The 23,592-nt window shown below is 64.1% G+C and carries 22 protein-coding genes; 14 read left to right on the top strand and 8 right to left on the bottom strand.

Going from position 1 to position 23,592, the window contains the following annotated elements:
* The first annotated feature begins 199 nt into the window (after positions 1-199).
* The 6 genes from AXW67_RS24385 (at position 200) to AXW67_RS24360 (ending at position 5,573) form a co-directional block, all read left to right on the top strand.
* Positions 200-562 (top strand): DUF1428 domain-containing protein, encoded by a 363-nt coding sequence (locus AXW67_RS24385; protein WP_027551613.1) that lies wholly within the window; start codon positions 200-202, stop codon positions 560-562.
* Positions 563-946: 384 nt separating this feature from the next.
* Positions 947-2,200 carry an ABC transporter substrate-binding protein gene (locus AXW67_RS24380; protein WP_063679907.1) on the top strand — a complete coding sequence of 418 codons (1,254 nt, stop codon included), beginning with the start codon at positions 947-949 and terminating at the stop codon, positions 2,198-2,200.
* A 65-nt stretch (positions 2,201-2,265) separates the two neighbouring features.
* Complete coding sequence (locus AXW67_RS24375; RefSeq protein WP_027551611.1) at positions 2,266-3,129, top strand: branched-chain amino acid ABC transporter permease; 864 nt, start codon at positions 2,266-2,268, stop codon at positions 3,127-3,129.
* Complete coding sequence (locus tag AXW67_RS24370; RefSeq protein WP_063679906.1) at positions 3,129-4,100, top strand: branched-chain amino acid ABC transporter permease; 972 nt, start codon at positions 3,129-3,131, stop codon at positions 4,098-4,100. Before AXW67_RS24375 ends, AXW67_RS24370 begins: the two co-directional genes overlap by 1 nt.
* Positions 4,090-4,857 carry an ABC transporter ATP-binding protein gene (locus AXW67_RS24365; protein ID WP_063679905.1) on the top strand — a complete coding sequence of 256 codons (768 nt, stop codon included), beginning with the start codon at positions 4,090-4,092 and terminating at the stop codon, positions 4,855-4,857. The genes AXW67_RS24370 and AXW67_RS24365 overlap by 11 nt, the downstream gene beginning before the upstream one ends.
* Positions 4,854-5,573, top strand: coding sequence for an ABC transporter ATP-binding protein (locus AXW67_RS24360; RefSeq protein WP_063679904.1), 720 nt, complete (start codon positions 4,854-4,856; stop codon positions 5,571-5,573). Before AXW67_RS24365 ends, AXW67_RS24360 begins: the two co-directional genes overlap by 4 nt.
* Here AXW67_RS24360 and AXW67_RS24355 read toward each other — a convergent pair.
* Positions 5,555-6,232, bottom strand: a complete 678-nt coding sequence (locus AXW67_RS24355; protein ID WP_063679903.1) for a TetR/AcrR family transcriptional regulator — start codon at positions 6,230-6,232, stop codon at positions 5,555-5,557. The two genes, AXW67_RS24360 and AXW67_RS24355, sit on opposite strands and share 19 nt — an antisense overlap.
* A 108-nt stretch (positions 6,233-6,340) precedes the next feature.
* Here AXW67_RS24355 and AXW67_RS24350 point away from each other — a divergent pair, with 108 nt between their 5' ends.
* Positions 6,341-8,629, top strand: coding sequence for an arylsulfatase (locus AXW67_RS24350; RefSeq protein WP_063679902.1), 2,289 nt, complete (start codon positions 6,341-6,343; stop codon positions 8,627-8,629).
* 17 nt (positions 8,630-8,646) lie between these two features.
* Here AXW67_RS24350 and AXW67_RS24345 read toward each other — a convergent pair whose 3' ends face one another.
* The 3 genes from AXW67_RS24345 to AXW67_RS24335 all read right to left on the bottom strand — a co-directional run bounded on the left by AXW67_RS24345 (position 8,647) and on the right by AXW67_RS24335 (position 13,607).
* On the bottom strand, positions 8,647-9,228 hold the full coding sequence (locus AXW67_RS24345) for an invasion associated locus B family protein (protein ID WP_063679901.1): 582 nt from the start codon (positions 9,226-9,228) through the stop codon (positions 8,647-8,649).
* Between the two features lie 63 nt (positions 9,229-9,291).
* Positions 9,292-12,438, bottom strand: a complete 3,147-nt coding sequence (locus AXW67_RS24340) for a multidrug efflux RND transporter permease subunit (RefSeq protein WP_063679900.1) — start codon at positions 12,436-12,438, stop codon at positions 9,292-9,294.
* The gene (locus tag AXW67_RS24335) at positions 12,435-13,607 is read right to left on the bottom strand and encodes an efflux RND transporter periplasmic adaptor subunit (RefSeq protein WP_063679899.1); all 1,173 of its coding nucleotides are present in this window, start codon (positions 13,605-13,607) and stop codon (positions 12,435-12,437) included. The genes AXW67_RS24340 and AXW67_RS24335 overlap by 4 nt, the downstream gene beginning before the upstream one ends.
* Positions 13,608-13,991: 384 nt before the next feature.
* Here AXW67_RS24335 and AXW67_RS24330 point away from each other — a divergent pair, with 384 nt between their 5' ends.
* The 6 genes from AXW67_RS24330 (at position 13,992) to AXW67_RS24305 (ending at position 20,077) form a co-directional block, all read left to right on the top strand.
* Positions 13,992-14,231: a hypothetical protein gene (locus AXW67_RS24330; RefSeq protein WP_063679898.1), complete on the top strand. Its 240-nt coding sequence runs from the start codon at positions 13,992-13,994 to the stop codon at positions 14,229-14,231.
* Between the two features lie 312 nt (positions 14,232-14,543).
* Entirely contained in the window at positions 14,544-17,084 is a 2,541-nt protein-coding gene (locus AXW67_RS24325; RefSeq protein ID WP_063679933.1) for a TonB-dependent receptor, read from the top strand.
* Positions 17,085-17,104: 20 nt separating this feature from the next.
* On the top strand, positions 17,105-17,794 hold the full coding sequence (locus tag AXW67_RS24320) for a Fe2+-dependent dioxygenase (protein WP_063679897.1): 690 nt from the start codon (positions 17,105-17,107) through the stop codon (positions 17,792-17,794).
* Positions 17,791-18,807, top strand: coding sequence for a tonB-system energizer ExbB (gene exbB, locus AXW67_RS24315; RefSeq protein WP_063679896.1), 1,017 nt, complete (start codon positions 17,791-17,793; stop codon positions 18,805-18,807). The genes AXW67_RS24320 and exbB overlap by 4 nt, the downstream gene beginning before the upstream one ends.
* Positions 18,808-18,810: 3 nt before the next feature.
* On the top strand, positions 18,811-19,278 hold the full coding sequence (exbD, locus tag AXW67_RS24310; protein WP_063679895.1) for a TonB system transport protein ExbD: 468 nt from the start codon (positions 18,811-18,813) through the stop codon (positions 19,276-19,278).
* Positions 19,279-19,288: 10 nt separating this feature from the next.
* Entirely contained in the window at positions 19,289-20,077 is a 789-nt protein-coding gene (locus AXW67_RS24305; protein WP_027551597.1) for an energy transducer TonB, read from the top strand.
* 12 nt (positions 20,078-20,089) lie between these two features.
* Here the strand turns inward: AXW67_RS24305 and AXW67_RS24300 are convergent, their stop codons facing one another.
* The 3 genes from AXW67_RS24300 to AXW67_RS24290 all read right to left on the bottom strand — a co-directional run bounded on the left by AXW67_RS24300 (position 20,090) and on the right by AXW67_RS24290 (position 22,195).
* Positions 20,090-20,509, bottom strand: a complete 420-nt coding sequence (locus AXW67_RS24300; protein ID WP_063679894.1) for a hypothetical protein — start codon at positions 20,507-20,509, stop codon at positions 20,090-20,092.
* A 62-nt stretch (positions 20,510-20,571) separates the two neighbouring features.
* Positions 20,572-21,252, bottom strand: a complete 681-nt coding sequence (locus AXW67_RS24295; protein WP_063679893.1) for a site-2 protease family protein — start codon at positions 21,250-21,252, stop codon at positions 20,572-20,574.
* A 76-nt stretch (positions 21,253-21,328) separates the two neighbouring features.
* Complete coding sequence (locus AXW67_RS24290; protein WP_063679892.1) at positions 21,329-22,195, bottom strand: LysR family transcriptional regulator; 867 nt, start codon at positions 22,193-22,195, stop codon at positions 21,329-21,331.
* A 90-nt stretch (positions 22,196-22,285) separates the two neighbouring features.
* On the opposite strand from AXW67_RS24290, the gene AXW67_RS24285 reads away from it, so the two are divergent.
* Positions 22,286-23,197 (top strand): DMT family transporter, encoded by a 912-nt coding sequence (locus AXW67_RS24285; RefSeq protein ID WP_063679891.1) that lies wholly within the window; start codon positions 22,286-22,288, stop codon positions 23,195-23,197.
* A gap of 2 nt (positions 23,198-23,199) precedes the next feature.
* Here the strand turns inward: AXW67_RS24285 and AXW67_RS24280 are convergent, their stop codons facing one another.
* Positions 23,200-23,592 carry a GFA family protein gene (locus AXW67_RS24280; RefSeq protein ID WP_027551592.1) on the bottom strand — a complete coding sequence of 131 codons (393 nt, stop codon included), beginning with the start codon at positions 23,590-23,592 and terminating at the stop codon, positions 23,200-23,202.

Genomic DNA, 23,592 nt, shown 5'->3' with positions numbered 1-23,592 from the left:
TCTTCCAGGTTCCCCAGCCAGCCGCGCCTCTGAAGAGAAGGCGCCTCCCGACAAGCTCCTGCGCATCGATCATTCACGCCGCCGACTCGCCCCGACTGGGGCTCGCGACGGTTTGCCTCATCTCGAAACGGTCGGCGGGCGTCGGATCACCACCCGCTGCATCGTCCTTGGGGCTCAACGTCACCCAAGGAGATCCGAGATGCCTTATGTCGATGGTTTCGTGCTGGCCGTGCCGAAGGACAAGATCGAGGCCTACAAGGCGCTGGCGCGAACGGCCTGCGCTGTCTGGATGGAATACGGCGCGCTCAATTACGTCGAGTGCATCGGCGACGACGTCCCCTATGGCGAGCTGACCTCCTTTCCGCGCGCGGTGATGGCGAAGGAGGACGAGGTCGTGGTGTTCTCCTGGATCGTCTACCGCGACCGCCAGCATCGCGATGCCGTCAACAAGCAGGTGATGGCCGACCCGCGACTCAAGGCCGGCGACATGCCGTTCGACGGCAAGCGGATGATCTATGGCGGTTTCGAAACGCTGCTCCAGGCGCGCGACGCCACGGGCTGACGCGTGGGAACCGTAGACGTGTTTCGTAGGGTGGGTTAGCGCCTGCGGCTGCGCGAAGCGCAGTCCGCTAGGCGTAACCCACTCTTTTGTTTCCGCGGAAACAGACAGTGGTGGGTTACGCTTCGCTAGCTAACCCACCCTACGCAGCGGGCTACCCAGCGGGCGTCGTTGTAGACATGGACAACCTCGCCGGTTGTCGCGCTCACAATGAACGATGCGGCGCTCCCGCTGCATCTCTGCAGCATCGTGGCAGCCCGTTTCACCTTGCCGGCTCCTGACCGGCATGCCATCCTCGCATTGCCAGGAATAATCAAACGGGGGCCAGCGCAACGCCGAGCTTTCAAAAAACCTTGGTTGGGGAAACCCTTTGGGAGGTCTGATTTCATGACATTGAAGCACGTCACCGGGCTGCTTTGCGCGGCCGCGATGTCCCTTGCGCTCGCGGCAGGCGCGCGGGCCGAGGACAAGGTCGTCAAGATCGGCGTGATCATGCCGATGTCCGGCGGCACCGCGTCGATCGGGGCGCATGCCAAGGCGGCGATCGAGGTCGCCATGGACATCATCAACAACGCCCATCCCGAGCTCGGCAATCTGCCGCTGGCGAAGAACGCCGGGCTTGCCGGCCTCGGTGGCGCCAGGATCGAAGCCGTGTTCGCCGACAACCAGGGCAACCCCGCCACGGGACAGAACCAGGCGTTGCGCCTGATCACGGAAGAGAAGGTCGCGGCCGTGTTCGGCGCCTATCAGTCCGGCATCACGCTGACCTCGAGCGCGATCGCCGAGAAATACGGCATTCCCTATCTGAACTCGGAGTCGGTCGCCGCCAATCTCACCGAGCGCGGCTTCAAATGGTTTTTCCGCACCACGCCGATCGCCACCGACTTCGCCAAGATCTATGTCGACTTCCTCTCCGACCTGAGGGCGCAGGGTATCAAGACCGACGCGATCGCGCTGGTCCACGACAACACCGAATACGGCGCCTCGGTCGCGAACACGATCAGCACCGCCTTCAAGGAGAAGGGCCAGCCGATCGCGGTCGACGTCGCCTATCCCGTGAATGCAACGGACGTGCAGGGGCAGGTGCTGCAGCTCAAGGACAAGAAGCCCGACGTGATCATCATGATCAGCTACACGTCGGATGCGATCCTGTTCGCCAAGACCATGCAGTCGCTCGACTACAAGCCGCCGGTGCTGCTCGCCGACGACGCCGGCTATTCCGACCCGTCCTTCATCAAGGCCGTCGGCAAGATTTCTCAAGGCGTCTTCAATCGCTCGTCCTGGGCGGTCGGGCCGTCCGGCTCGCCCTCGGCCATCATCGCCGACATGTACAAGAAGAAGAGCGGCGAGGAGATGGATGACACCGTCGGCCGCCAGATGCAGGGGTTCTTCGTGCTGGCCGACGCGATCGACCGCGCCGGCTCGACCGAGCCTGCAAAGATCCAGGCGGCGCTGAAGGCGACCGATCTGAAGCCCGAGCAGCTCATGATGGGCTACAAAGGCGTGAAGTTCGACGACAAGGGCCAGAACGTTCTCGCCTCGGGTCTGATCATCCAGCTTCAGGACGGTGAGAACTACGTCGCGGTGTGGCCGAAGGCCAGTGCCGAGAAGGCGCCGATGCTGCCCTACAAGGGCTGGTGATCTCTGAGGGCGGGGCCGTCGGTCCCGCCCTTCCTGTTGGGATTCGATCAGAGCAACGCTGGCTGATGTCCTTTGTTCTCGTGCAGGTGATCGTCGGCGGGCTGCTGCTTGGCGCCGTCTACGCCCTGTTTTCCTCGGGCCTCACCCTGGTGTGGGGCATGATGAACATCGTCAATTTCGCCCATGGCGATTTCGTCATGCTCGGCATGTACGTCGCCTATGTCGTGTACACCTTGATGGGGGGAGGGCCGATCCTCGGCGCGCCGCTGGCAACGCTGGTGCTCGCGACCCTCGGCGTCGTCGTCTATTTCGCCCTGATCCGCGACATCATGAAGGGGCCGATGCTGGCGCAGATCCTCGGCACGTTCGGGCTCGCGCTGCTCTTGCGATACTCGGTGTTCTGGTGGTTCGGCGCTAACTTCCTCTCGATGCCGCAGGACATCGTCGGCGGCACTTATGCGTTCGCGGGCCTGCGCATCGAGGCTTCGCGATTGCTGGCCGGCGTCGTCGCGCTGCTGGTGACGTTCGGCCTGCATTTATTGCTGACGCGTACCTCGCTGGGCTCGAAGATGCTGGCGGTGGCGGAGGATGCGACCGCGGCCCAGCTCATGGGCATCCGGCCCGACACGATGCAGGCGATTGCCTGGGCGATCGCGGCCGGCGCGACGGGCCTTGCCGGCGCGCTGATCGCGAATTTCTTCTACATCGTGCCGACGGTCGGCGAGACGCTCGCCATCGTCGCCTTCGTCACGGTGTCGCTCGGCGGCTTCGGCAGCGTGCCCGGCGCGCTCGTCGCAGGGCTCCTGATCGGCGTGATCGAGTCGCTGTCGGGCTATCTGATCGGCGCCGTCTACAAGGACATCGTCGTCTATGTCCTGTTCCTGTTCTTCCTCTGGTTCCGGCCGCAAGGCTTGATGGGGAAGATGTGATGCGGCGCCTGCTCTGGCTCTCGGTCGTCGCAGCGGTGGCGATTGCCTATCCGCTGCTTCTGTCTTCGCCGTTCCAGCAACGCCTCGGCGCGCTAGTGCTGCTCTATGCGATTGCAGCCTCTGCGTGGAACATCGTCGGCGGCTATGCCGGCCAGGTCTCGGTCGGTCATGTCGTGTTCTTCGGCTGCGGCGCCTATGCCGCGATGGGCTCCTACGCCAAGTTCGGCCTGTCGCCGCTGTTCGGCATCCCCGGCGGCATCGTGCTGGCGGTGGTTCTCGCGGCCATCGTCGGCGTGCCGACGCTGCGGCTATCCGGCCATTATTTCAGCATGGCGACGATCGCGGTCGCCGAGACGATGCGGCTGATCGTCACCAACACCGATTATCTCGGTGCGGCCGTAGGCCTCTCCGGTCCGACCGTGCCGCGCAACATCTTCGATCTCTCGTTCCTGTCGTCGCTGCCGTACTACTATCTCTTCCTCGTCATCCTCGCGATCACGCTTCTCATCACCTGGTGGATGGCCAATAGCCGGATGGGATTTTACCTGCGCGCGATCAAGGATTCCGAGCGCGCGGCGCGTTCGCTCGGTGCGCCCGCCAGCCGCACGAAGCTCTATGCGTTCATGCTGAGCGCGGCGCTGACGAGCGTCGCCGGCGCGCTCTATGCGATGATGTTCGGCTTCGTCGATCCCGAGTCGGGTCTCGGCATCCTGATCTCGGTGAAGATCCTGATCATGGCAGCGCTGGGCGGGGCGGGGCTTTTGTTTGGCCCTTTGGTCGGTGCCGCGATCCTGGTGCCGCTGGAGGAGATCTCCAACAGCTGGCTCGGCGGCAAGGGCGCCGGGCTCACCTTCGTGGTCTATGGCGCGATCATCGTGCTGATCGCCCGCTTCCAGCCGGGTGGTATCCTCAGCCTGTTCAAGCGGCGCGGCAAGCCGGGCGTCGATACGGGAGCAAGCCATGCTCCTTGAAGCACGCGGCATCACCAAGGCGTTCGGCAGCTTCAAGGCAGTGGACGATGCCTCCGTGACGCTGGAGCAAGGCGACATCCTCGGCCTGATCGGTCCGAACGGCGCCGGCAAGTCCACCTTCTTCAATTGCCTGACCGGCGACCTCAAGGCCACCTCCGGCCGCGTGCTATTCGGGGGGCGTGACATCACCGACTTCACGCCGGAGCTGCGCGCGGAGCTCGGGCTCGCGCGCACCTTCCAGGTGCCGCAGACGTTCGAGGGCATGACGGTGCTCGAGAACGTCATGATCGGCGCCTTCCTGCGGTCTTCGCATCGCGCCGAAGCCGAGACCAAGGCGCACGCCGTGCTGGAGCGCGTCGGGATGAGCCGGCTTGCGGAGGCGTCCGCGCGCTCGCTCGGCACGCCCGGGCGCAAGCGGCTGGAGATTGCGCGGGCGCTCGCGACCGAGCCGAAGGTGTTGTTGCTCGACGAGGCCATGGCCGGTCTCAACGCCAATGAGGTGAAGCTCGCGATCGACCTCGTGCGCGACATCCACCGCTCCGGCATCACGCTCGTCATCGTCGAGCACATCATGGAAGTGATCATGTCGCTGGCAAGCCGCGTGATGGTGTTCCATCAAGGCAAGGAAATCGCCCGCGGCAGCCCGCGCGAGGTCACGTCCAACCCCGCGGTGATCGCGGCCTATCTCGGCACCCGCGCGGCCAAGGCGGCCGCGGGACACACGCCGATCGAGCTGATGGGCGGGCCGCTCACATGAGCGGGCCTTTGCTCCGGATCGAGCACCTCGAGGTGCGCTACGGCGATTTGATCGGCGTCTCCGACGTGTCGCTGGAGGTGCCCGAGGGCAGCGTCGTCGCGCTGCTCGGCTCGAACGGCGGTGGCAAGACCACGACGTTGAACGCGGTTGCCGGCCTCATCCCGGTGCATTCCGGCGTGATCAGCTTTCGCGGCGAGGACATCGCGGGCCAGAACGCCTTCGCGATCGTACGCAAGGGGCTCGCGTTGTCACCGGAAGGCTGGCGGCTGTTCGTGCAGCAGAGCGTCGAGAACAATCTCTTGCTCGGGGCAACGCCGCTACACGACAAGTCGCGCAAGGCCGCACTGCTCGAGCGCGTCTACGAGATTTTTCCGCGCCTGAAGGAGCGCCGCGACCAGCGCGCCGGCACCATGTCCGGCGGCGAGCGGCAGATGCTCGCGGTCGGCCGCGCCTTGATGAGCGATCCAAGACTCCTGATGCTCGACGAACCGTCGCTCGGCCTTGCGCCGGCGGTCGTCGAATCGATGTACGAGACCTTCGGCCGCCTGCATCGCGAGGGCCTGACCATCCTGCTCGCCGAGCAGTCGATCGAACTCGCGCTGGAAGTGTCGGATTTCGCGACCGTGCTCCAGGTCGGCAGAAGCGTGCTGTCCGGCACGGCGGCGGCGCTGGCCGACGATCCGCAGGTGCAAAAGGCCTATCTGGGCGTCGGCTGACCAATTTCCGCCTGAAGCAGCAGCAACAGGCAGTCGGCGAGCCGGGCCTCCATCTCTTTCGACTGGAGCGATAGCGGGCCGGGATCGTTGAGGATTGCATTCACGAGCGTGCCGAGCACGACCTGGAAGCCGAAGGCGATGGCGCGGGTCTTTGCCGCCTTGCGGCCCTTGCCCATCGCCGGCAGCAGGAGAGGGGTGGCGTGCTCGCCGGTGGCGCGGGCGAGGCCCTTGAACGTCGTCCATTTGTCCGGGCGCGTATCGTCATGCTGAAGCGCGGCGCGCAGCACGCCCTCGTGCTTGCGTATCCAGGCAATGATGCCGCTGACGATGACGCGACAGAGCTCATCAAGACCGACGTTCGCTGACGAAGCGCTGCCCATGTCCGTCAGCCGTTGTTCGCCATCGCGCGCAGCGAGGGCAATCAGCGCGTTGAAATAGGCTTCCTTGCTCTCGAAGCGGCTGTAGAACGCGCCGACGGTCACGCCGACCTCGGCGCAGAGGGGCTCGATCGCGAGTTCGCCAAGGCTGCGCGTGCGCAGCATGTCGGCGCCTGCGCGTAACAGCGCGAACGTCATCTCCCGGCTGCGCTTCTGGCGCGACGGGGCAACGCCCGGCAGGTCGAACTCGCGAAGTTCCGGCTCCCTTGATCGTGGCCGCATCCGTGCTTGCATCCAGCTTAAATTATAATCATAATTCGGATTATAATTTATGCGTAGACGGGCCTTGGGTCAACCGTGGCCGCTCGCGCAGCAATCAGGGAGGAGCAGATGAGCGCAGGCAGCGGCACGCCGTTCCGCGGCACCGTCGGCAAGACCGTCGCGGACTCGAGACCCTGGTGGCCGGAGGCGCCGAAGCCGCCTCAGGGCGCGCCAAACATCCTGGTCGTGCTGTTCGACGACGTCGGCTTCTCCGATTTCGGCTGCTACGGCTCGGCGATCAGGACGCCGACCATCGATCGGCTCGCCGCCGAAGGCTTGCGCTACACCGGCTTCCACACCACGGCGATGTGCTCGACGACGCGCGCGGCGCTGCTCACCGGGCGCAACCACCATTCGGTCGGGGTCGGATGCCTTGCCAATTTCGACTCCGGTTATCCCGGCTATCGCGGCAAGATTGCACGCGAGGCGGGGACACTCGCCGAGATGCTGCGCGTGCACGGCTATCGCAACTACATGGTCGGCAAATGGCACGTCACGCCGCTGACCGAAAGCGGCGCCACGGGCCCGTTCGACGGCTGGCCGCTCGGGCGCGGCTTCGACCGCTTCTACGGCTTCCTTGATGCCGAGACTGACCAGTATGCGCCCGAGCTCGTCTCCGACAACACGCATATCGATCCGCCGGGGACATATGCCGAACGCTATCATCTGACCGAAGATCTCATCGACCAGGCCATCCGCTTCATCGGCGACCACGTCGCCGACCGGCCCGATATCCCCTGGCTGACCTGGGTCGCGCTGGGCGCCTGTCATGCGCCGCACCAGGCGCCATCCGATATCATCAGGAGCTATGACGCTGCGTTCGCGCACGGCTGGGACGTCGAGCGTGAGCAGCGGCTGTCGCGGCAGAAGGCGATGGGGCTGGTGCCGCAGGACACGCGAATGCCCGTGCGCAACGACGGCGTGAAGGCCTGGGAGGAGCATTCCGCCGACGAGCGGCGCGTGTTTACGCGCCTGCAAGCCGCCTTCGCCGGCATGCTCGACCATTCCGATTGGCATCTGGCGCGGCTCGTCGCCTTCCTGGAGACGGCCGGCATCCGCGACAACACGATGATCATCGTGATGTCCGACAACGGCGCGAGCCAGGAGGGTGGGCCGCTCGGCTTCGTCAATGCGATGGGGCCGTTCAATTTCAAGCCGGAGCCGATCGCGGAGAAGCTGCGCCGCATCGACGACATCGGCGGGCCCGACACCCACAGCAATTTCCCACATGGCTGGGCGATGGCTTCGAACACGCCGCTGCGCCGCTACAAGCAGAACACCCATGGCGGCGGTATCCGCGATCCCTTCGTGATCAACTGGCCGAAGCCCATCGCAGGCAGGGGCGAGCTACGCCACCAGTTCGTGCATGCCTGCGACCTCACGCCGACGCTCTTGGATCTGATCGGCATCGAGGCGCCCAACACGATCGCTGGCTGTCCGCAGATGCCGCTCGAAGGCGAGAGCTTTGCGCGCTCGATCACCGATGCGTCGGCGCCATCGAAGCGTTCGCCGCAATATTTCGAGATGTTCGGCCATCGCGGCCTCTGGCACGGCGGCTGGAAGGCGGTCGCCTATCATCCACCGGGCACGCCGTTCGAGAACGACAAATGGGAGCTGTTTCATCTCGACCTGGATTTTTCCGAGACCAATGATCTTGCCGCGGAGCAGCCGGATCGTTTGGCCGAGATGATCGCGCTCTGGTGGGCGGAGGCCGAGACGCACAACGTGCTGCCGCTCGACGACCGGTTTGGCCCGCGCTTTGCCGAGAACGCCGCGCGCTTCCACGGCGCGCGTCACCATTTCGTCTTCCATGCCGGCATGGGACACGTGCCGACCGACGTTGCGCCCGACGTGCGCAGCCGCAGCTACACGATCGAGGCGCATGTCGAGATCGATGGGACGGGCGCCCACGGCGTGTTGATCGCGCATGGCGATGCGACGTCGGGCTACAGCCTTTACATCAAGGATGGTCTCTTGGTGCACGACCTCAACATCGGCGGCAGCCACCAGATCGTGCGCTCGGATCGCAAGGTGCCGTCGGGCGTCCAGCGGCTAGGGGTGCATGTCGAGCGCCTCGTGCGCAAGGAGCCGCCCGCCAAGGGCTCGCGCACCGGCATCTCCGAATACACGCTGCTGATCGATGGCGAGCCGGCCGGGTCGCTCCAGACCCAGCTCGGTTTTCACACGCTGATCTCGTGGTCCGGCCTCGACATTGGCCGCGACCGCGGCAGCCCCGTGTCGCATTACGAGGCGCCGTTCGAATTCGCTGGACGGCTGTCGCGCGTCACCGTCACCATGCACAACGACCAGACGCTCGATGGCGATGCCGTCGGCAATGCGCAGATGGCGCGGCAGTAAAGGGAAGGAAACGCCCGTTACTTGATCTTGTCGTAGGCGGCCGCGAAGTCGCTGAGTGGCATCGGGATTGTGAGCGTCTCCTTGGCCATGTTCTGGAAGGAGACCTTCAACTGCTTGCCCGACTTCAGCGTCGCGAGCAGATCCGGCGCGATCGGGGTAGAGGCATAGCAGCCGCGGTTTTCACAGGTCTGGATCTGAAGGTCGATCGCCTTGCCTTCGTCGACCTGGAGCTTTGCGCCCACGGGAAGGTTGAGGCCGAGCGGAAGCTGGAGCAGTGCCACCGGCGTGCGGGTATCGGGGGCGACGCGGATGTTGATCAGGACGACGGTCTGGCCGGTCTTGGTCAGGACGGCGTTCTGCTCGATCGCGCATTCGAGCGGTGCGTCTCGGCTCGGGCTGGTGCAGCGCGCGATCCAGCCCGGCTGCTGCGCGTCGCCTTGCGCGGCGTCGGCCTGCGCTTGCGGGGCGGGCGACGGCACTGCGGCCGGCGCGGGGTGAGCCGGCGCCGCATTCTTCTTGGCGGCTTGCTGAGCGTACGCGGCGCCCGTCGACAACAGGGCAGCGGCAGTGAAGGCAATCAGTTTGGATCGCATGGGCATGAAATATCGCGTTGGCGTGAAAGGGGAGTGTCGCTGTACCGTCGCAGGACGGGTAGCGCAAGCTTACTCTGCGGCTTCCTTGACGGTGCCGTGCTCGGCCACCTCGTCCCCGTCGCCATCGCCCGAACGGCCCCCGCTCGAGAACAGGTTGGAGAACTTGTCGAGATAGAGGTAGACGACCGGGGTGGTGAACAGGGTCAGCGCTTGGCTGACGATCAGGCCGCCGACCATGGCGTAGCCGAGCGGCTGGCGGATTTCGGCTCCGGTGCCGTGGCCGAGCATCAAGGGCACGCCGCCCAGCAACGCCGCCATCGTCGTCATCATGATCGGGCGGAAGCGCAGGATCGCGGCCTGACGGATCGATTCCTCCGGCGTCTTGTGCTCGTCGCGTTCGGCGGCGATGGCGAAGTCGACCATCATGATGCCGTTCTTCTTCACGATGCCGATCAGCAGGATGATGCCGATCAGCGCGATCAGGCTGAAGTCGAAGCCGGCCGCCATCAGGATCAAGAGTGCTCCGACGCCGGCCGAGGGCAGGGTCGACAGAATCGTGATCGGATGGATGTAGCTCTCGTAGAGGATGCCGAGGATCAGATAGACCACGACAAGCGCCGCGAGGATCAGCAGCGGCACGGTGCCGAGCGACTGCTGGAATGCCTGCGCGGTGCCCTGGAAGCTCGAATTGAGCGTCGCCGGCGCGCCCAGATCAGCCATTGCCTTCTGCACCGCCTCGGTGGCCTGACCGAGCGCGACGCCCTGCGCGAGGTTGAAGCTGATCGTGATTGCCGGGAACTGGCCCTGGTGGCTGATCGAGAGCGGCCGGACCGGATCGGTGGTCCAGGTCGCAAAGGTCGACAGCGGCACCTGGTCGCCGGTCAGCGGCGACTTCAGGTAGAGCTTGTTGAGCGAATCCAGATTGCCCTGCATCTCCGGCAGGATTTCCAGGATCACGTGATAGCTGTTGAGCTGGGTGAAGTACTGGGCGACCTGGCGCTGGCCGAAGGCGTCGTAGAGCGTGTCGTCGATCAGCTGCGGCTGGATGCCGTAGCGCGAGGCAGTGTCGCGGTTGATCTTGAGCTGGACGGTTGTGCCCTGCGTTTGCTGGTCGGTCGCGACGTCGCGCAGCTGCGGCAGCGTCTGCATCTTGGCGAGGATTTTTGGCGCCCATTCGTTGAGCTCGCCGAGATCGGCATCCTGCAGGGTAAACTCAAACTGCGTACGGGTCGGACGGCCGCCGAGCCGCACGTCCTGGGCAGCTTGCATGTAGAGGCGGGCGCCTGACACTTTCTCGAGCTGCGGGCGCAGCCGGCCGATGATCTGCTGCGCGGAGGCCTGGCGCTGGTCGCGCGGCTTCAGCGTGATGAACATGTTGCCGTTGTTGCCGGCGCGGCCGCTGCCGCCGATGTTCATTGCGATCGAGGCGACGTCGGGATCGGCCATCACGACCTTGCCGAGCTCGACCTGCCGCCGCTGCATCTCGGCGAACGAGATGTCCTGGGAGGCTTCCGACGTCGCGGTGATCAGGCCGACGTCTTGCTGCGGGAAGAAGCCTTTCGGGATCAGGACGAACAGATAGACCGACAGGGCCAGTGTCGCGAAGAAGATCGTGAGCGTGGTGCGCCGCCAGCTCAGGGCGTGATCGAGGACGTATTCGTAGCCGCGCAACATCGCGTCGAAGGCGCGTTCGCTCCACTGGTAGAACTTGCCGTGGGTCACTTCACCATGCGCGCGCAGGAAGCGTGAGGCCATCATCGGCGTCAGCGTCAGCGACACGAACATCGAGACGAAGATCGTCATCGCCAGCACGACGGCGAATTCGCGGAACAGGCGTCCGATGATGCCGCCCATCAGCAGCAACGGGATGAGCACGGCGACCAGCGAGACGCTGATCGACACGATGGTGAAGCCGATTTCCTTCGACCCCTTGTAGGCGGCGGCCAGCGGGGAAGCGCCTTCCTCGATATAGCGCGTGATGTTCTCGAGCATCACGATGGCGTCGTCGACGACGAAACCGACCGCGATCGTCAGCGCCATCAGTGAGAGATTGTCCAAGGAATAGCCAAAAACCCACATCAGGGCGCAGGCGCCAAGGAGCGCCAGCGGAACCGTGACAGTCGGAATCACGGTCGCCCAGAAGCTGCGCAGGAAGATGAAGATGACCATGACCACGAGGGCAATGGTCAGAAGCAGCGTGAACTGGACGTCCTCGACCGCGGCGCGGATGGTCGTGGTGCGGTCGCTGATGACCTCGATCTTGATGGCCGGCGGGATCGCCGCGACGAGCCGGGGCAGCGTTGCCTTGATCCGGTCGACGGTCTCGATGACGTTGGCGCCGGGCTGCTTGAACACCACCAGGAACACGCCGCGCTTGCCGTTGGCCCAGGCTGCCTGCTTGGCGTCCTCGGGACCGGTGACGGCCTGGCCGATGTCCCGAATCCGCAAGGGGCCCCCATTGCGATAGGCGATGATGACGTCGTTCCAGTCCTTTGACTGGGTGAGCTGGTCGTTGGCGTAGATCGTAAAGGCGCGCTTCTCGCCGTCGATGTTGCCCTTGGGGCTGTCGACCGTGGCGATCGCGATCTGGCTACGCACATCCTCGAGCGACAGGCCCTTGGCGACGAGTTTCGCGGGATCGATCTGGACGCGGACGGACGGTTTCTGCTGACCGCCGATGAAGACCTGCGCAACGCCGGAAAGCTGGCTGATCTGCTGGGCAAGCTGGGCGTCGACCGCGTCGCTGACGCTGGTGAGTGGCAGGGTGTCCGAGGTCGCCGACAATAGCAGGATCGGCGCGTCCGCGGGGTTCACCTTGCGGTAGGTCGGCGGCGAGGGCAGGTTCTTGGGCAGCTGGCCGCTCGCCGCGTTGATCGCGCCCTGCACGTCGTTTGCGGCGCCGTCGATGCTGCGGTTGAGGTCGAACTGGATGGTGATCGACGCCGTGCCCAGATAGCTCGTCGAGGTCATCTGGGCGATGCCGGGAATCTGGGCGAATTGCCGTTCGAGCGGCTGCGCCACCGACGAGGCCATGGTCTCGGGACTGCCGCCGGGCAGATTCGCGGTGATCTGGATGGTCGGGAAGTCCACCTGCGGCAGCGGCGCGACGGGCAGCAGGGGATAGGCGACGAGACCGACAAAGAGGATGCCGGCCATCAGCAGCGAGGTGCCGATGGGATAACGGATGAAAGGTGCCGAAATCCCGCCCTCGGTCATTCCTGTCGAACCTTGTTCTGGCCGGGATCCGAACTCGCCACGGTCGTGGTGACGAGGCTTCCCGGCTGTACCTTGAATTGACCGCCGGTGATCACCTGCTGCCCTGGCGTCAGCCCTTCATCAACGACGGAACGTCCGTCGATGGAGTAGCTGGCCTTGATCTTGCGCAGCTCGGCCTTGTTCTCTTGGTTGACGGTATATGCGTACAGGCCATTGGTCGAATGCTGGACCGCATCATCCGGAACCACGGTCGCATCCTTGAGGGTGCGCACCAGCAGCCGTGTCGAAACCGACTGTCCCGGCCACAAATTGTGGTCCTTGTTGTCGAACACCGCCTTGAGACGAATAGTTCCGCTGGTCGTATCGACCTGGTTGTTGATGACGGCGAGCTTGCCTTCCGCAAGCGTCTTCTTGCCGTCGGTGGTGAGCGCGATCACCTTGAGTGCGCCGGCCTTCTGCCCCTCGCTGATGTAGGGAAGCTGATCCTCCGGCGCCGTGAAGATCACCGAGATGGGCTCGATCTGCGAGATCGTGACGATCCCGGTCTGTGTAACGGCGTTGACGATGTTGCCGATGTCGACCTGGCGGAGGCCCGCGACGCCGGTGATCGGCGCCTTGATCTGGGTATAGTCGAGCTGGGTCTGGGCGTTAGCGATCGCGGCTTCGTCGGCGGCGATCTGGGCGGTGAGCTGGGCGACGGTGGAGCGCTGGGTATCGGTCTGCTGCCGCGTCGCGAACTCGCCGAGCTTGGTATAGCGCTGCAGGTCGAGATTGGCGTTGGCGAGGTTGGCCTCGTCCTGCTGCTTCTTGGCCTTGGCCTGGTCGAGCACGGCCTGGAACGGCCGCGGATCGATTTCGACCAGGAGATCGCCCTGATTGACGATCTGGCCCTCAGTGAAGGCGATCTTGTCGATCTGGCCATCCACGCGGGTCCGGACCTGCACCGTGTTGAAGCCCTGAACCGTGCCGAGACCCGTCAAATAGACCGGAAAATCCGTCTTCTCGACCGGCGCAACGCTCACAGGAATGGCGGGTGCCCGCGCCGGACCCTTCTGTGCGGTCTGGGCTTTTCCGGCCTCAGCAGCGGAGTATCGCTGCCACCCGTAATAGCCCGCGGAGCCCACGGCCGCGATGATCAAAATCCAGAGGATCGGCCGTGATTTTTTCATTTCGGCTCGTTATCGGCTCGTATGCCCAAAACTACGAATTGTGAGGCAATCGTAGGGTTCCAGCGCGCTTGTATAATACACGCCAAGTTCCAGTGTAAACAGCACTATCGGTTGAGAATCCTAAACAATTGGAAAGCTTTGCACCGGCTTCGGGCGGCCTGGCGCGACAGCGTGCAGCGCTGCATTTTCAGCGCGCAAACGGCCGGCAGCCGATCTGAAATGCCCGCGCATGGTCTCGTGCAACGCGCTGCGCGAGTGCAGGCGGCGCGCGCGAAGTCGCCGGCATGGCCTTGGCGAGAACGGTTCTAAATCGCTCCCGCAGCGTTTCGGTTGTCAGGAAAATCGGCCTCGTTCATATCAGCGCCGCCACAACGGGAGCGCAGAATGGACGAGCTGAACGGCAAGATGATCGCGTGTCAGATTCTGATCACGGGCCTGATCGCGCGCGTCGCCAACGAGCAGCGCGATCCCTTGCGCTTCCTCACCGACTTTCGCGACGAGATCAAAGCCGTCGTGAACGGCGTCAACATCGCCGGCATGGACAACACCGATCGTGTCCGTGCGGCCGCGCAGCGAACCGTCGACGAATTGTTCTCGTTGATGAAGCCGCCGAGCAGCGATTGATCGCTGCAAGATGAGAGGCGCCGAAGCGAGAGATGCGATACGCCCTCTGCATTTGCCGCGTGAGCGCGCGAACAACTGGCGAAACGAGCGCGGCTCAATAAATAATTCAAGTGCAGTTTAGAACGCTTAAAAACTACAACTTTAGAACCGTTTCAAATTGCAAGGCGTCGACAAGTTTAGAATCGTTTTGAAATGGAGCGATTCAACCGCATCGCGGCCGTCGTCACGTTGACCCCATCTATCCCGCTCGATACCAACGACGCGTCGCGTTGTCACAATGCGATCAATCGTCTTCATGTGGTGGGGCTTGAAATGGGTGGCGTTCGGGCACCGCGGTCATTGCGTTCGGCTGCGGCGAGAAAATCTTTCGAGAACAATTTCGACGCTGCAACGGGCAAGACGGTCTCCGCCGTTGCGAGCCTGATCGCGGTCGCATCGGTTTCAACCGGAGCGCAGGCGCAGCAGTCGAGCCTGCCCCCGGTGACGGTCGATGCGCCCAAGGAGCGTCCGCGTCCTGCGGCCTCGAAGCCGTCACCCGAGCAGATCCGCGCCCGCACCGCGCTGCGGCGCGCAGCACAGCGCCAGCAGACGGCGCAGGCGCCGTCCGCAAATGCTGTTGCGCCAGATGCCGATCCATACGCGAATCCGGCAGCGCCCTACATGGCCAACCGCGTGCAGGCGTCGGGTAAATTTCCCGAGCCGATCCTCAATACACCCAAATCAATCACAGTGCTCACAAAGGACGTGCTGGAGGACAAGAACGCCACGACACTGAAGCAGGCGATTCTCAGCACGGCCGGCGTAACGCTGGGCACGGGCGAGGGGGGCAACGCGTTTGGCGACCGCTTCTTCATCCGCGGCTTCGATGCCCGCAACGACATCTTCATCGACGGCGTGCGCGATGCCGGCGTCAGCGTGCGCGAGAATTTCTTCACCGAACAGGTCGAGATCCTGCGCGGTCCGGCGTCGTCCTTCGCCGGTCGCGGCACGGCCGGCGGCGCGATCAACATCGTCACCAAGCAGGCAACGACAGCAGGCAACTTCTACAACATGGACACCACGTTTGGGACCGATCGCACCAAGCGCGTGGTCCTCGACGTCAACCAGGTGATCGATCCGACCTGGGCGGTGCGTGCAGGCGGGCTGTTCCAGGATGCCGGTGTCGCTGGTCGAGACTATGTGAAAGACAATCGCGATGGCGCGTTCGTTGCCACAACCTGGAAGCCGGTGGATGCAGTTAAAATCACCGCCGGCTACATCCATACCGAGTTGACCGGCCTGCCGGACTTCGGCGTGCCGTACTACCGGCCGAGCACGGCGAGCACCGCCGGTGGCCCGTTCCCGGACTTCGGCTCCAACCGCAACAACTGGTACGGATTCGTCAATCGCGACTTCTATCGGACTGGCCAGGACATCGGCTCGCTCAATGCCGAGGTGCAGGTCACGCCCGATCTGCTTCTCACCAACCGGTTCCGGGATTCTCACTCCACTCAAAACTACATCGGAACGCTCCCGGAAAATCCGCAGATCCAAACTCCACTCTCAGCATCGACTCTTACTGCCAATCCGCAAAGCCGCTATCAGGCAACGGATGTGATCGCCAACCAGACGGAGGCGACCTACAAGTTTAACGATGGTGTCGGGTTTAAGCACACGGCGCTCGCCGGTTTTGAATATGATCACGAAACGTCGTCCATCGACAGCTATACTGGCCTTGCCTCGGAAGCGCTTCCTGGTGGCTTCACCGGCAATTCATTGTCTGGCGTTAGCGTGTTCTATCCACAATACACGAACCTTCCGTTCGGAATCCCCGGCGGCCTTACAGGTAAGCCGACAAACATTCGGATCGACACCAAGAGTGTCTACGCGCTGGATACGGCCAACTATAACGACCTGCTGATCCTGAACGGTGGTGTCCGTTACGACGACTATAATATCAAGGTGAACGGTTGGGGTTCGGTCAATGGAGGAACCCTGAACGCTTTCGGCCAGCAACAACAAGACTACGGGATGCCGAACTTCAATCTTGGCGTCACCCTGAAGCCATTGCCGAATGGAAGCGTTTACGCGGCCTACGCGACCTCGTCGAACCCGGTCGGTGCCGAATTTGACGGCACAAGCATTCAGTACGGAGGCCTTGCGCCGGTGTTGAATGGCGCCCCCCCTCAGATATTCGGTCCGGAAAAGAACAAGGCGATTGAACTTGGTACCAAGTGGGAGCTGTTCGACCGGCGTCTGCTGGTGACAGCCGCGCTCTTCCAGACGGAAAAGGAAAATGCCCGCGAGTCGCGTAACGTCACGGCAGCCACTGCGACTGCAGCATGCCCCTACACGGCTACGTCAGGGAATGTCTCCTGCATAAGCGCGGGCGCGGCATATCGCATTCGCGGCATTGACCTTGAAGTTGGCGGCAAGATCACCGACAAGTGGAGTGTCTTCGGCGGTCTCGTCCTGATGCAGTCGGAAGTAACAAAGTCGCTGATCCCGCCGGCCAACACGACCCTCTACACCACGAACGTTGGACTGCCCCTCGCGAACGTGGCGCATCAGTCATTCAGTATGCTCAGCAAGTACCAGCTGACCGACACGTGGGAACTTGGCGGTCAGGCCGTCTATCGCTCGAAGATCTATGGTGGCACGTTCCTCGCGGCCAACCAGGGCACATCGATTCCGAGCTATTGGCGTTTCGACGTGTTCGCGGAAGCCAAGATCAACAAGAACTGGACGGCCAAGCTGTTCGTGAACAACATCTTCGACAAGCGCTACTACGACGCGCTGTACCAGAGCGCTGCGCCGTTCGTGCTGGAGGCCCCAGGGCGTGCCGCCTATCTGGTGATCTCGGCGCGCTACTGATGGAGTCATGACGAGGTGCCATGCTGACATGCATAGAAGGCGTCCTGAGCAAGGATGATGTAGCGGACTTCCGCCGCATCATGGACGCCAGCGAATGGGAAGACGGCCGTTCCACCGCGGGCGCGCAGTCAGCAATGGTCAAGCGCAACGAGCAGTTGCCGCCGGACAGCGAGGTCGCGCGCAAGCTCGGCAACCGCATCATTTCGGCGCTGACGTCGCACCCGCGCTTCCTCGCCGCGGCGATCCCGCTGCAGATCTTCCCGCCGCTGTTCAACCGCTATGCGGCGAGCAGCGGCCATCATTTCGGCCTGCACGTCGACAACGCGATCCGCGGCGACCGCCTGACCGGCCTTCGCATCCGAACCGATCTGTCGGTCACACTGTTTCTGGCTGAGCCGGAAGAGTACGACGGTGGCGAACTTGTGATCGAGGACACCTACGGCTCGCATGAAGTGAAGTTACCGGCGGGCGACTGTGTGCTGTATCCTTCGACCAGCCTGCACCTCGTGACGCCGGTGACCCGGGGGGCCCGGGTTGCGTCTTTCTTCTGGCTTCAGAGCATGATACGGGATGACCACGCCCGCAGCATGATCTTTGACCTCGACACCGCCATCCAGGCGCTGGTGGAACGGCTCGGGCGCGACGATCCCGAAACGGTCAAATTGACGGGCATCTATCACAATCTCATTCGCTACTGGGCAGAAGTATGAAGACCACATCTCTCCAAGCAAGCCTTGCCGCAGCCGTGCTGATGGCGGCGACGTGGCTCGCATCCCCTGTATCTGCCCAGCAACAAACCCAGCCGGCGGGGCCGGCGCCAGCGGCGGCTCAGCGGCCCGTGGCCGCTCCGGCTCCCGTGGCGCCGCAGCCAAGCGCGGTGGCGCCGGTCGCGCCATCGACCGCGGCCCCCGCGGCCACGACGCCGGCTGTCTCCACGCCGGCCGCCGCGCCCGCCGCGTCCTCGACCGATGCTGGTCCGGCAGCCGGCGAGGTGGCGTCCGCCGACCGCGCGCAGAAATCGGCTGGGCCGGTCATGAAGGAATTGTCGCCCTGGGTGATGTTCATGTCCGCGGACATCATCGTGAAGGCGGTGATGATCGGGCTCGCCTTCGCCTCGCTCGTGACCTGGACCGTCTTCATCGCGAAGTCGATCGAGCTGTCGGTTGCCTCCGGCAAGCTCCGTTCGGCGCTGAAGAAGATTGCGGAGGCGCGTTCGCTCGCTGAAGCGCAGATGGCGCTCGGCACCAAGCAGGGGATACTGCCGTCCTTCCTCGCGGCAGCGCTGCGCGAGGCGAGGATGTCGGCCGGTCTTTCCAGCGATGCCGGCATCAAGGAGCGCGCGGCCTCGAGCTTCGCCGAGATCGTGCGCGCGGAGCAGCGGCGCATCCGCATCGGCATGGGCGTGCTGGCGACCATCGGCTCCACGTCGCCCTTCGTCGGCCTGTTCGGCACGGTGTGGGGCATCATGAACAGCTTCATCGGCATCTCGAAGTCGCAGACGACGAACCTCGCGGTCGTCGCGCCCGGCATCGCCGAAGCACTGCTGGCGACCGCGATCGGCCTCGTCGCTGCCATCCCGGCGGTCATCGTCTACAATCACTTCTCGCGCGTGACGAAGAGCTATCTCGAGCTGGTCAGCCGCGCCTCCGGCGCTTCGGCCCGGCTTCTCTCGCGCGATCTCGATCGCACGCACGGCACCATGCATTCGCGCGCGGCGGAGTAAACCATGGGCGCCTCGATCGCAGACAATGACCTCGACGACGATGCGGACTTCTCCGAGACGCATGACATCAACGTCACGCCGTTCATCGACGTCATTCTGGTGCTGCTGATCATCTTCATGGTCGCTGCACCGCTTTCGACGGTCGACCTGCCGATCGACCTGCCGACTTCAAGCTCGACGCCGCAAAAGAAGCCGGACAAGCCGACCTATGTCAGCATCAAATCCGACCTGACGCTGGCGATCGGAGAGAATCCGGTCAAGCGAACCGAGCTGATCGGCTCCCTCAACGGGATGGCCGACATGAGCAAGGACAAATATGTGTTCCTGCGCGCCGATCGTGCCGTGCCTTATGGCGAGCTGATGGGCGTGATGGAAATCCTGCGTGCCGGCGGCTATTCTCGGGTCAAGCTGGTGGCGCTCGAAGCGGCTCCTGCGGCGGCTGGGCCGTCCCAAGGGGCGCCCCAGCCCTGATGGCAGCGCGATGTCTGATCCTTTGATCGAGGTGAAACCATCCCGGCGGCTGTGGATTCTGGCCGCGGTGGCCGCGCTCGCATTGCATCTTGGCGGTGCCGCGCTGGCGCTGGCGAACCTGCGGGCCGACGACGGTGACGATGGCCTCGGGGCCAATGGTGCGGAATACGCCGTCGAGATGACCTCGCCGAAGCTTCCGGAAACGGATCTGCCGCCGGGCCCGGACAGTGAGGCCTCGCAGTTCCAGCCGCAGCAAATGCAGCAGCAGGCCGAGGTGAAGGAGACCGATCTACCGAAGGATCGGCCTCAGGAAGCCGAAGACCCGGACCGGGTCGTCACCGAGAACGACTCCAAGAAGCCGGTTGAGGAAAACACGAAGGTGGCCAAGGTTGAAACCCAGGCCGTCGAGGAAATGCCGAATGCCCAGGAGTCGGCGAAGCAGGCGCTGGATGAGAACGCGCGCGAGGATGAGAAGGCCGCTGCACCGAACCGGGGCATCGGCAAGGACATTCGCAAGCTGACGGCCGAGTGGGGCAAGAGGATCAGCGCCTATTTCGAGCTTCACAAGCGCTATCCCAAGGAGAAGAGCAAGACGGCGTCCGTCGTACTCAGCCTGGTGTTGAACCGCCGCGGCAATGTCGTCTCGGTCGATGTGACCCAGTCCTCCGGCGACACCGTTTTCGACAATGAGGCCGTAGCCATGGTGCGCCGTTCGGATCCGGTGCCGGTTCCGCCGGCCGAGCTCACGGATGATCAGTTCGCCTTCAGCCTGCCCGTGAACTTCAAGAAGCCGAAATAGCTGGGGTAGCCGTCAGCGCCAGTAGTAGCGGATCGCGACGTAGACCACGACCAGGCAGGCGAAGATCAGGGCGACCGGAAGCGGCCGCTTCTGGGTTCCGCTGTATGCCGCTGCCCCGAACGGAGCCTTCTTCGGCTTGGGCGCTGGCCGCCGGAACGCGGTGACATTGTCCGTGACCGGCTCGGCCGTGCGCGGGCGGACGTCAGGTGCGGTTCCCGCGCCACCCATCTCGGCATAATAGGCCTTGTAGACCGCCGCGATGGTGGTTTCGGTCGCTTCCGTCTCGCTCATCTGCTCCAGAAGGTTCTTGTAGCTCGCGAGGAAGCCTTGCGCGTCCGGAGGCAGGGCCGACAACCCGTTGAGCTTGGCCATCATCTTCCACGTGGCAAAATCGGCGCGGGCGCGGGTATCGGCTCGTCGCGCGATCAGCATATCGGCAGCTTTGACCAAGTTGGCCTCTGGCCCTTCGGCTCGTCTTCAGATGTCTCAATCAACTACGCGTTGCCGGTCAGCAAGAGAACAGCCTGAATCACATAACCGGTCAACGTCCGCAGTATTGCTGAAATAACATCAAGATTTAGACCGAACTGGGAACCCGCCAGCGGTAGCAGGATCAGCAGTCCGATCAGGATCAGCATGCCAAACGGCTCGAGCCGCGCCAGCGGCAAGGCGAGCGGCCGCGGCAACAGCCCGACCGCGACCCGCCCGCCGTCGAGCGGCGGGATCGGCATCATGTTGAACACGGCCAGCACCGCATTGATCACGAGTGAATTCTTGAGATTGTCGACGACCCATTGCGCCGAACTGGCGGGCACCCAGGGCAGGGCGTGGAAGGCGAGAGCCGTGACGAGTGCGAGCAGAATGTTCGTCGCCGGACCTGCCAGCGCGACCCAGACCATGTCGAGCCTTGGATTGTTGAGCTTGCGGAAATTCACCGGCACCGGCTTGGCATAGCCGAACAGGAACGGCGAATGCGCAAACAACAACATCGCCGGCAGGATCAAAGTGCCGAATGGATCGATATGCCGGAGCGGGTTGAAGCTGACCCGGCCGAGCTTCCAGGCGGTATCGTCGCCGAGACGGTGCGCCACGAAGCCATGCGCGGCTTCGTGGAAGGTGATGGCAAGCACCAGCGGGAGTACCCAGACCGACAGGTCATAGAAGGAAATGTTCACGGCTCATCCGCCTTGGTTGTGGCTCGCGGCCTTGCAGCCGACCCGGCCAAGTCCGGCGGTGCAGCGACGCTTCAGGTCAACATATGGGGGCCGATTCTGAAATGCTCCACTGCAAATGATCCGCCAGCAGGGCACATGCGCGTGACAGATTGGGCGCGCGATGAAGGCGAATGTCGGCCGCAGGCAGCGGCGGCAGACCGTCGCGCACGCTGAGAGGGCGAAGGCGGGCAGGCAGGGTGCCGGCCTTCACCACGGTCACCGCGAGGCCCTGGGCCGCGATCGCTTCCACCGCCGCAAGGGTGCGGCTGACAAAGGCGAGCCGCCACGGTCGGCGGGCGGCGTCGAGCGCCTCCGCGGCCCACTGCCTGAACAGGCATCCCGGCGGGTAGAGCGCGACCGGCAGCGGATCTTGCGCCGCGGCCGGATATGAGGCGGCCGCCGCCCAGACCGCCTGCTCACAACGCAGCAGCTCGCCGTCGCCGCGGCCTTGCGGATGCATGGCGATGACGAGGTCGTAAGTCTCGCCGAGCCGGGCCGGCATCGTCGCGGTCAGTCCGGTCTCGATCTCGACTCGCACCTGCGGGTGGCTTTTGGCAAAGCTCGCCAGCAATGGCGGAATGACGATTGTGCCGTAATCATCCATCACGCCGAGCCGGACCACGCCGTCGATCTTGCGCGCGCGGAGCGCGCCGACCGCCTCAGTGTTGAGCGCGAGAATGCGACGCGCATATCCGCGCAGCTCTTCACCGGCCGCCGTTAGAGCGACGCCGGCCCTCGTGCGGTGGAATAGCCTTGTGCCGAGCCGCTGCTCAAGGCGCCTGATCTGGACGCTCACGGCCGATTGGGTCCGGTTGAGCGCCGCTGCGGCAAGCGTGAACGAGCGATGCTCGGCGACGGCGAGGAACGCCTTCAGAAGGTCGGGATCGAGATCGGGCGCGGTCATGATGAAAAGTTATCCCAGCATGACGGAAATTCCATTCCCTGTTTCGGCGCGCCTCCTATGCTGTTTGCATAATCGTGAATGGGGAAGGACATGGGCGAGATCTCCGGCGTCTTGGCCGCTGTGCTGTCGAGTGCGCTGGGCGGCACCTCGATCGGCGCCACGCGTTATCTCGTCAGTGCGATCGATCCGCTCGCGATCGGCTCGTTCCGCTTCGGCATCGGCTTTTTGCCATTGTTGCCGCTGACGATCCTGCGCGGCGATCGCTGGCCGCAGCGAGCGGACTGGGCCGCCGCAGCCGGGCTCGGCTTTCTGTTCTTCGCCCTGTTTCCAATTCTGTTCAATGCATCGCTCATCTTCACGACCGCCGCGCGCGGTGCGCTCGCCCTGTCGACGCTACCGCTGCTGACGCTGGTGATCGGGGCCGCGCTCGGCAGCGAAGCGCTGACACTGCGCAAATCCGTCGGCGTTGTGGTGGCGACATTGGGGGTTGCGGTCGCGCTGCTTACCGACCTGACCTCGGCGCCTGCAGGCGCCTGGCGTGGTGATCTCTTGATGGTCGCCGCCGCGCTCTGCATGGCACTGTATGGCATCTGGTCGAAGCCGCTGATCCGCCGCTCCAGTCCGATCGGCTTCACGACGATGAGCATGGCGGCGGGCGCGGCCTGCCTCATCCTGCTCTCCTATCTCCGCGGCAGCTTTGCCCCGGTCGCGGGCTTCGGTGCGCCGCAATGGCTGGCGGCCTTCTATCTCGGCGCCTTCGGCGCGGCGCTGACGTTCTATCTTTGGGCCTTCGCGCTGGAGCGAACGACGCCGACTCGCGTGGCGATCTCGGTGACGGTCAATCCGATCACGGCGTCGCTGGTCGGCGCCTGGCTGCTGCAGGAGCCGCTGCGCTGGAATCTGGCAGCCGGCATCGTCGCGGTCTTTGCCGGAATCTGGATCGCCACGACAACGGGGACGCGCATTCAGGCCGCGAGCGCGTCCGCGTCAAGCCAATCCTGACGTCACGCCGGGATCGTCGTCGAATATTGCGGCAGGCCGTCGTCGAGCTTCAGCCAGGCGATCTTTTCCGAGACCCAGATGTGCTCGGTCGGTGCGAAGGCGTTACGGTCGTCGAATGTCGCCAGCGCCACGCCCGCGAGCGTACCGTTGCGTCGCCAGGCGAACAGGCGCGTGCCGCAACGTGTACAGAACACGCGATCGATGTGCTCCGATGAGGCATAGCGGGCGGTGTCGCCCTCGACCGTCAGCGCCTTCTGATCGAACTGCGCGCGGGCGAAGAAGGGCGAACCCATCGCCTTCTGGCAGTTGCGGCAGTGGCAGATGCGGACATTGAGCGGCTCGCCTTCTGCCTTGAACCGCACTGCGCCGCACAGGCATCCACCTTCCCGGATCAT

The sequence above is a fragment of the Bradyrhizobium neotropicale genome (genome assembly GCF_001641695.1).
GTDB classification, from domain to species: domain Bacteria; phylum Pseudomonadota; class Alphaproteobacteria; order Rhizobiales; family Xanthobacteraceae; genus Bradyrhizobium; species Bradyrhizobium neotropicale.
Note: the sequence above shows the minus strand (reverse complement) of the source record. Positions and strands in the feature narration are given on the sequence as shown.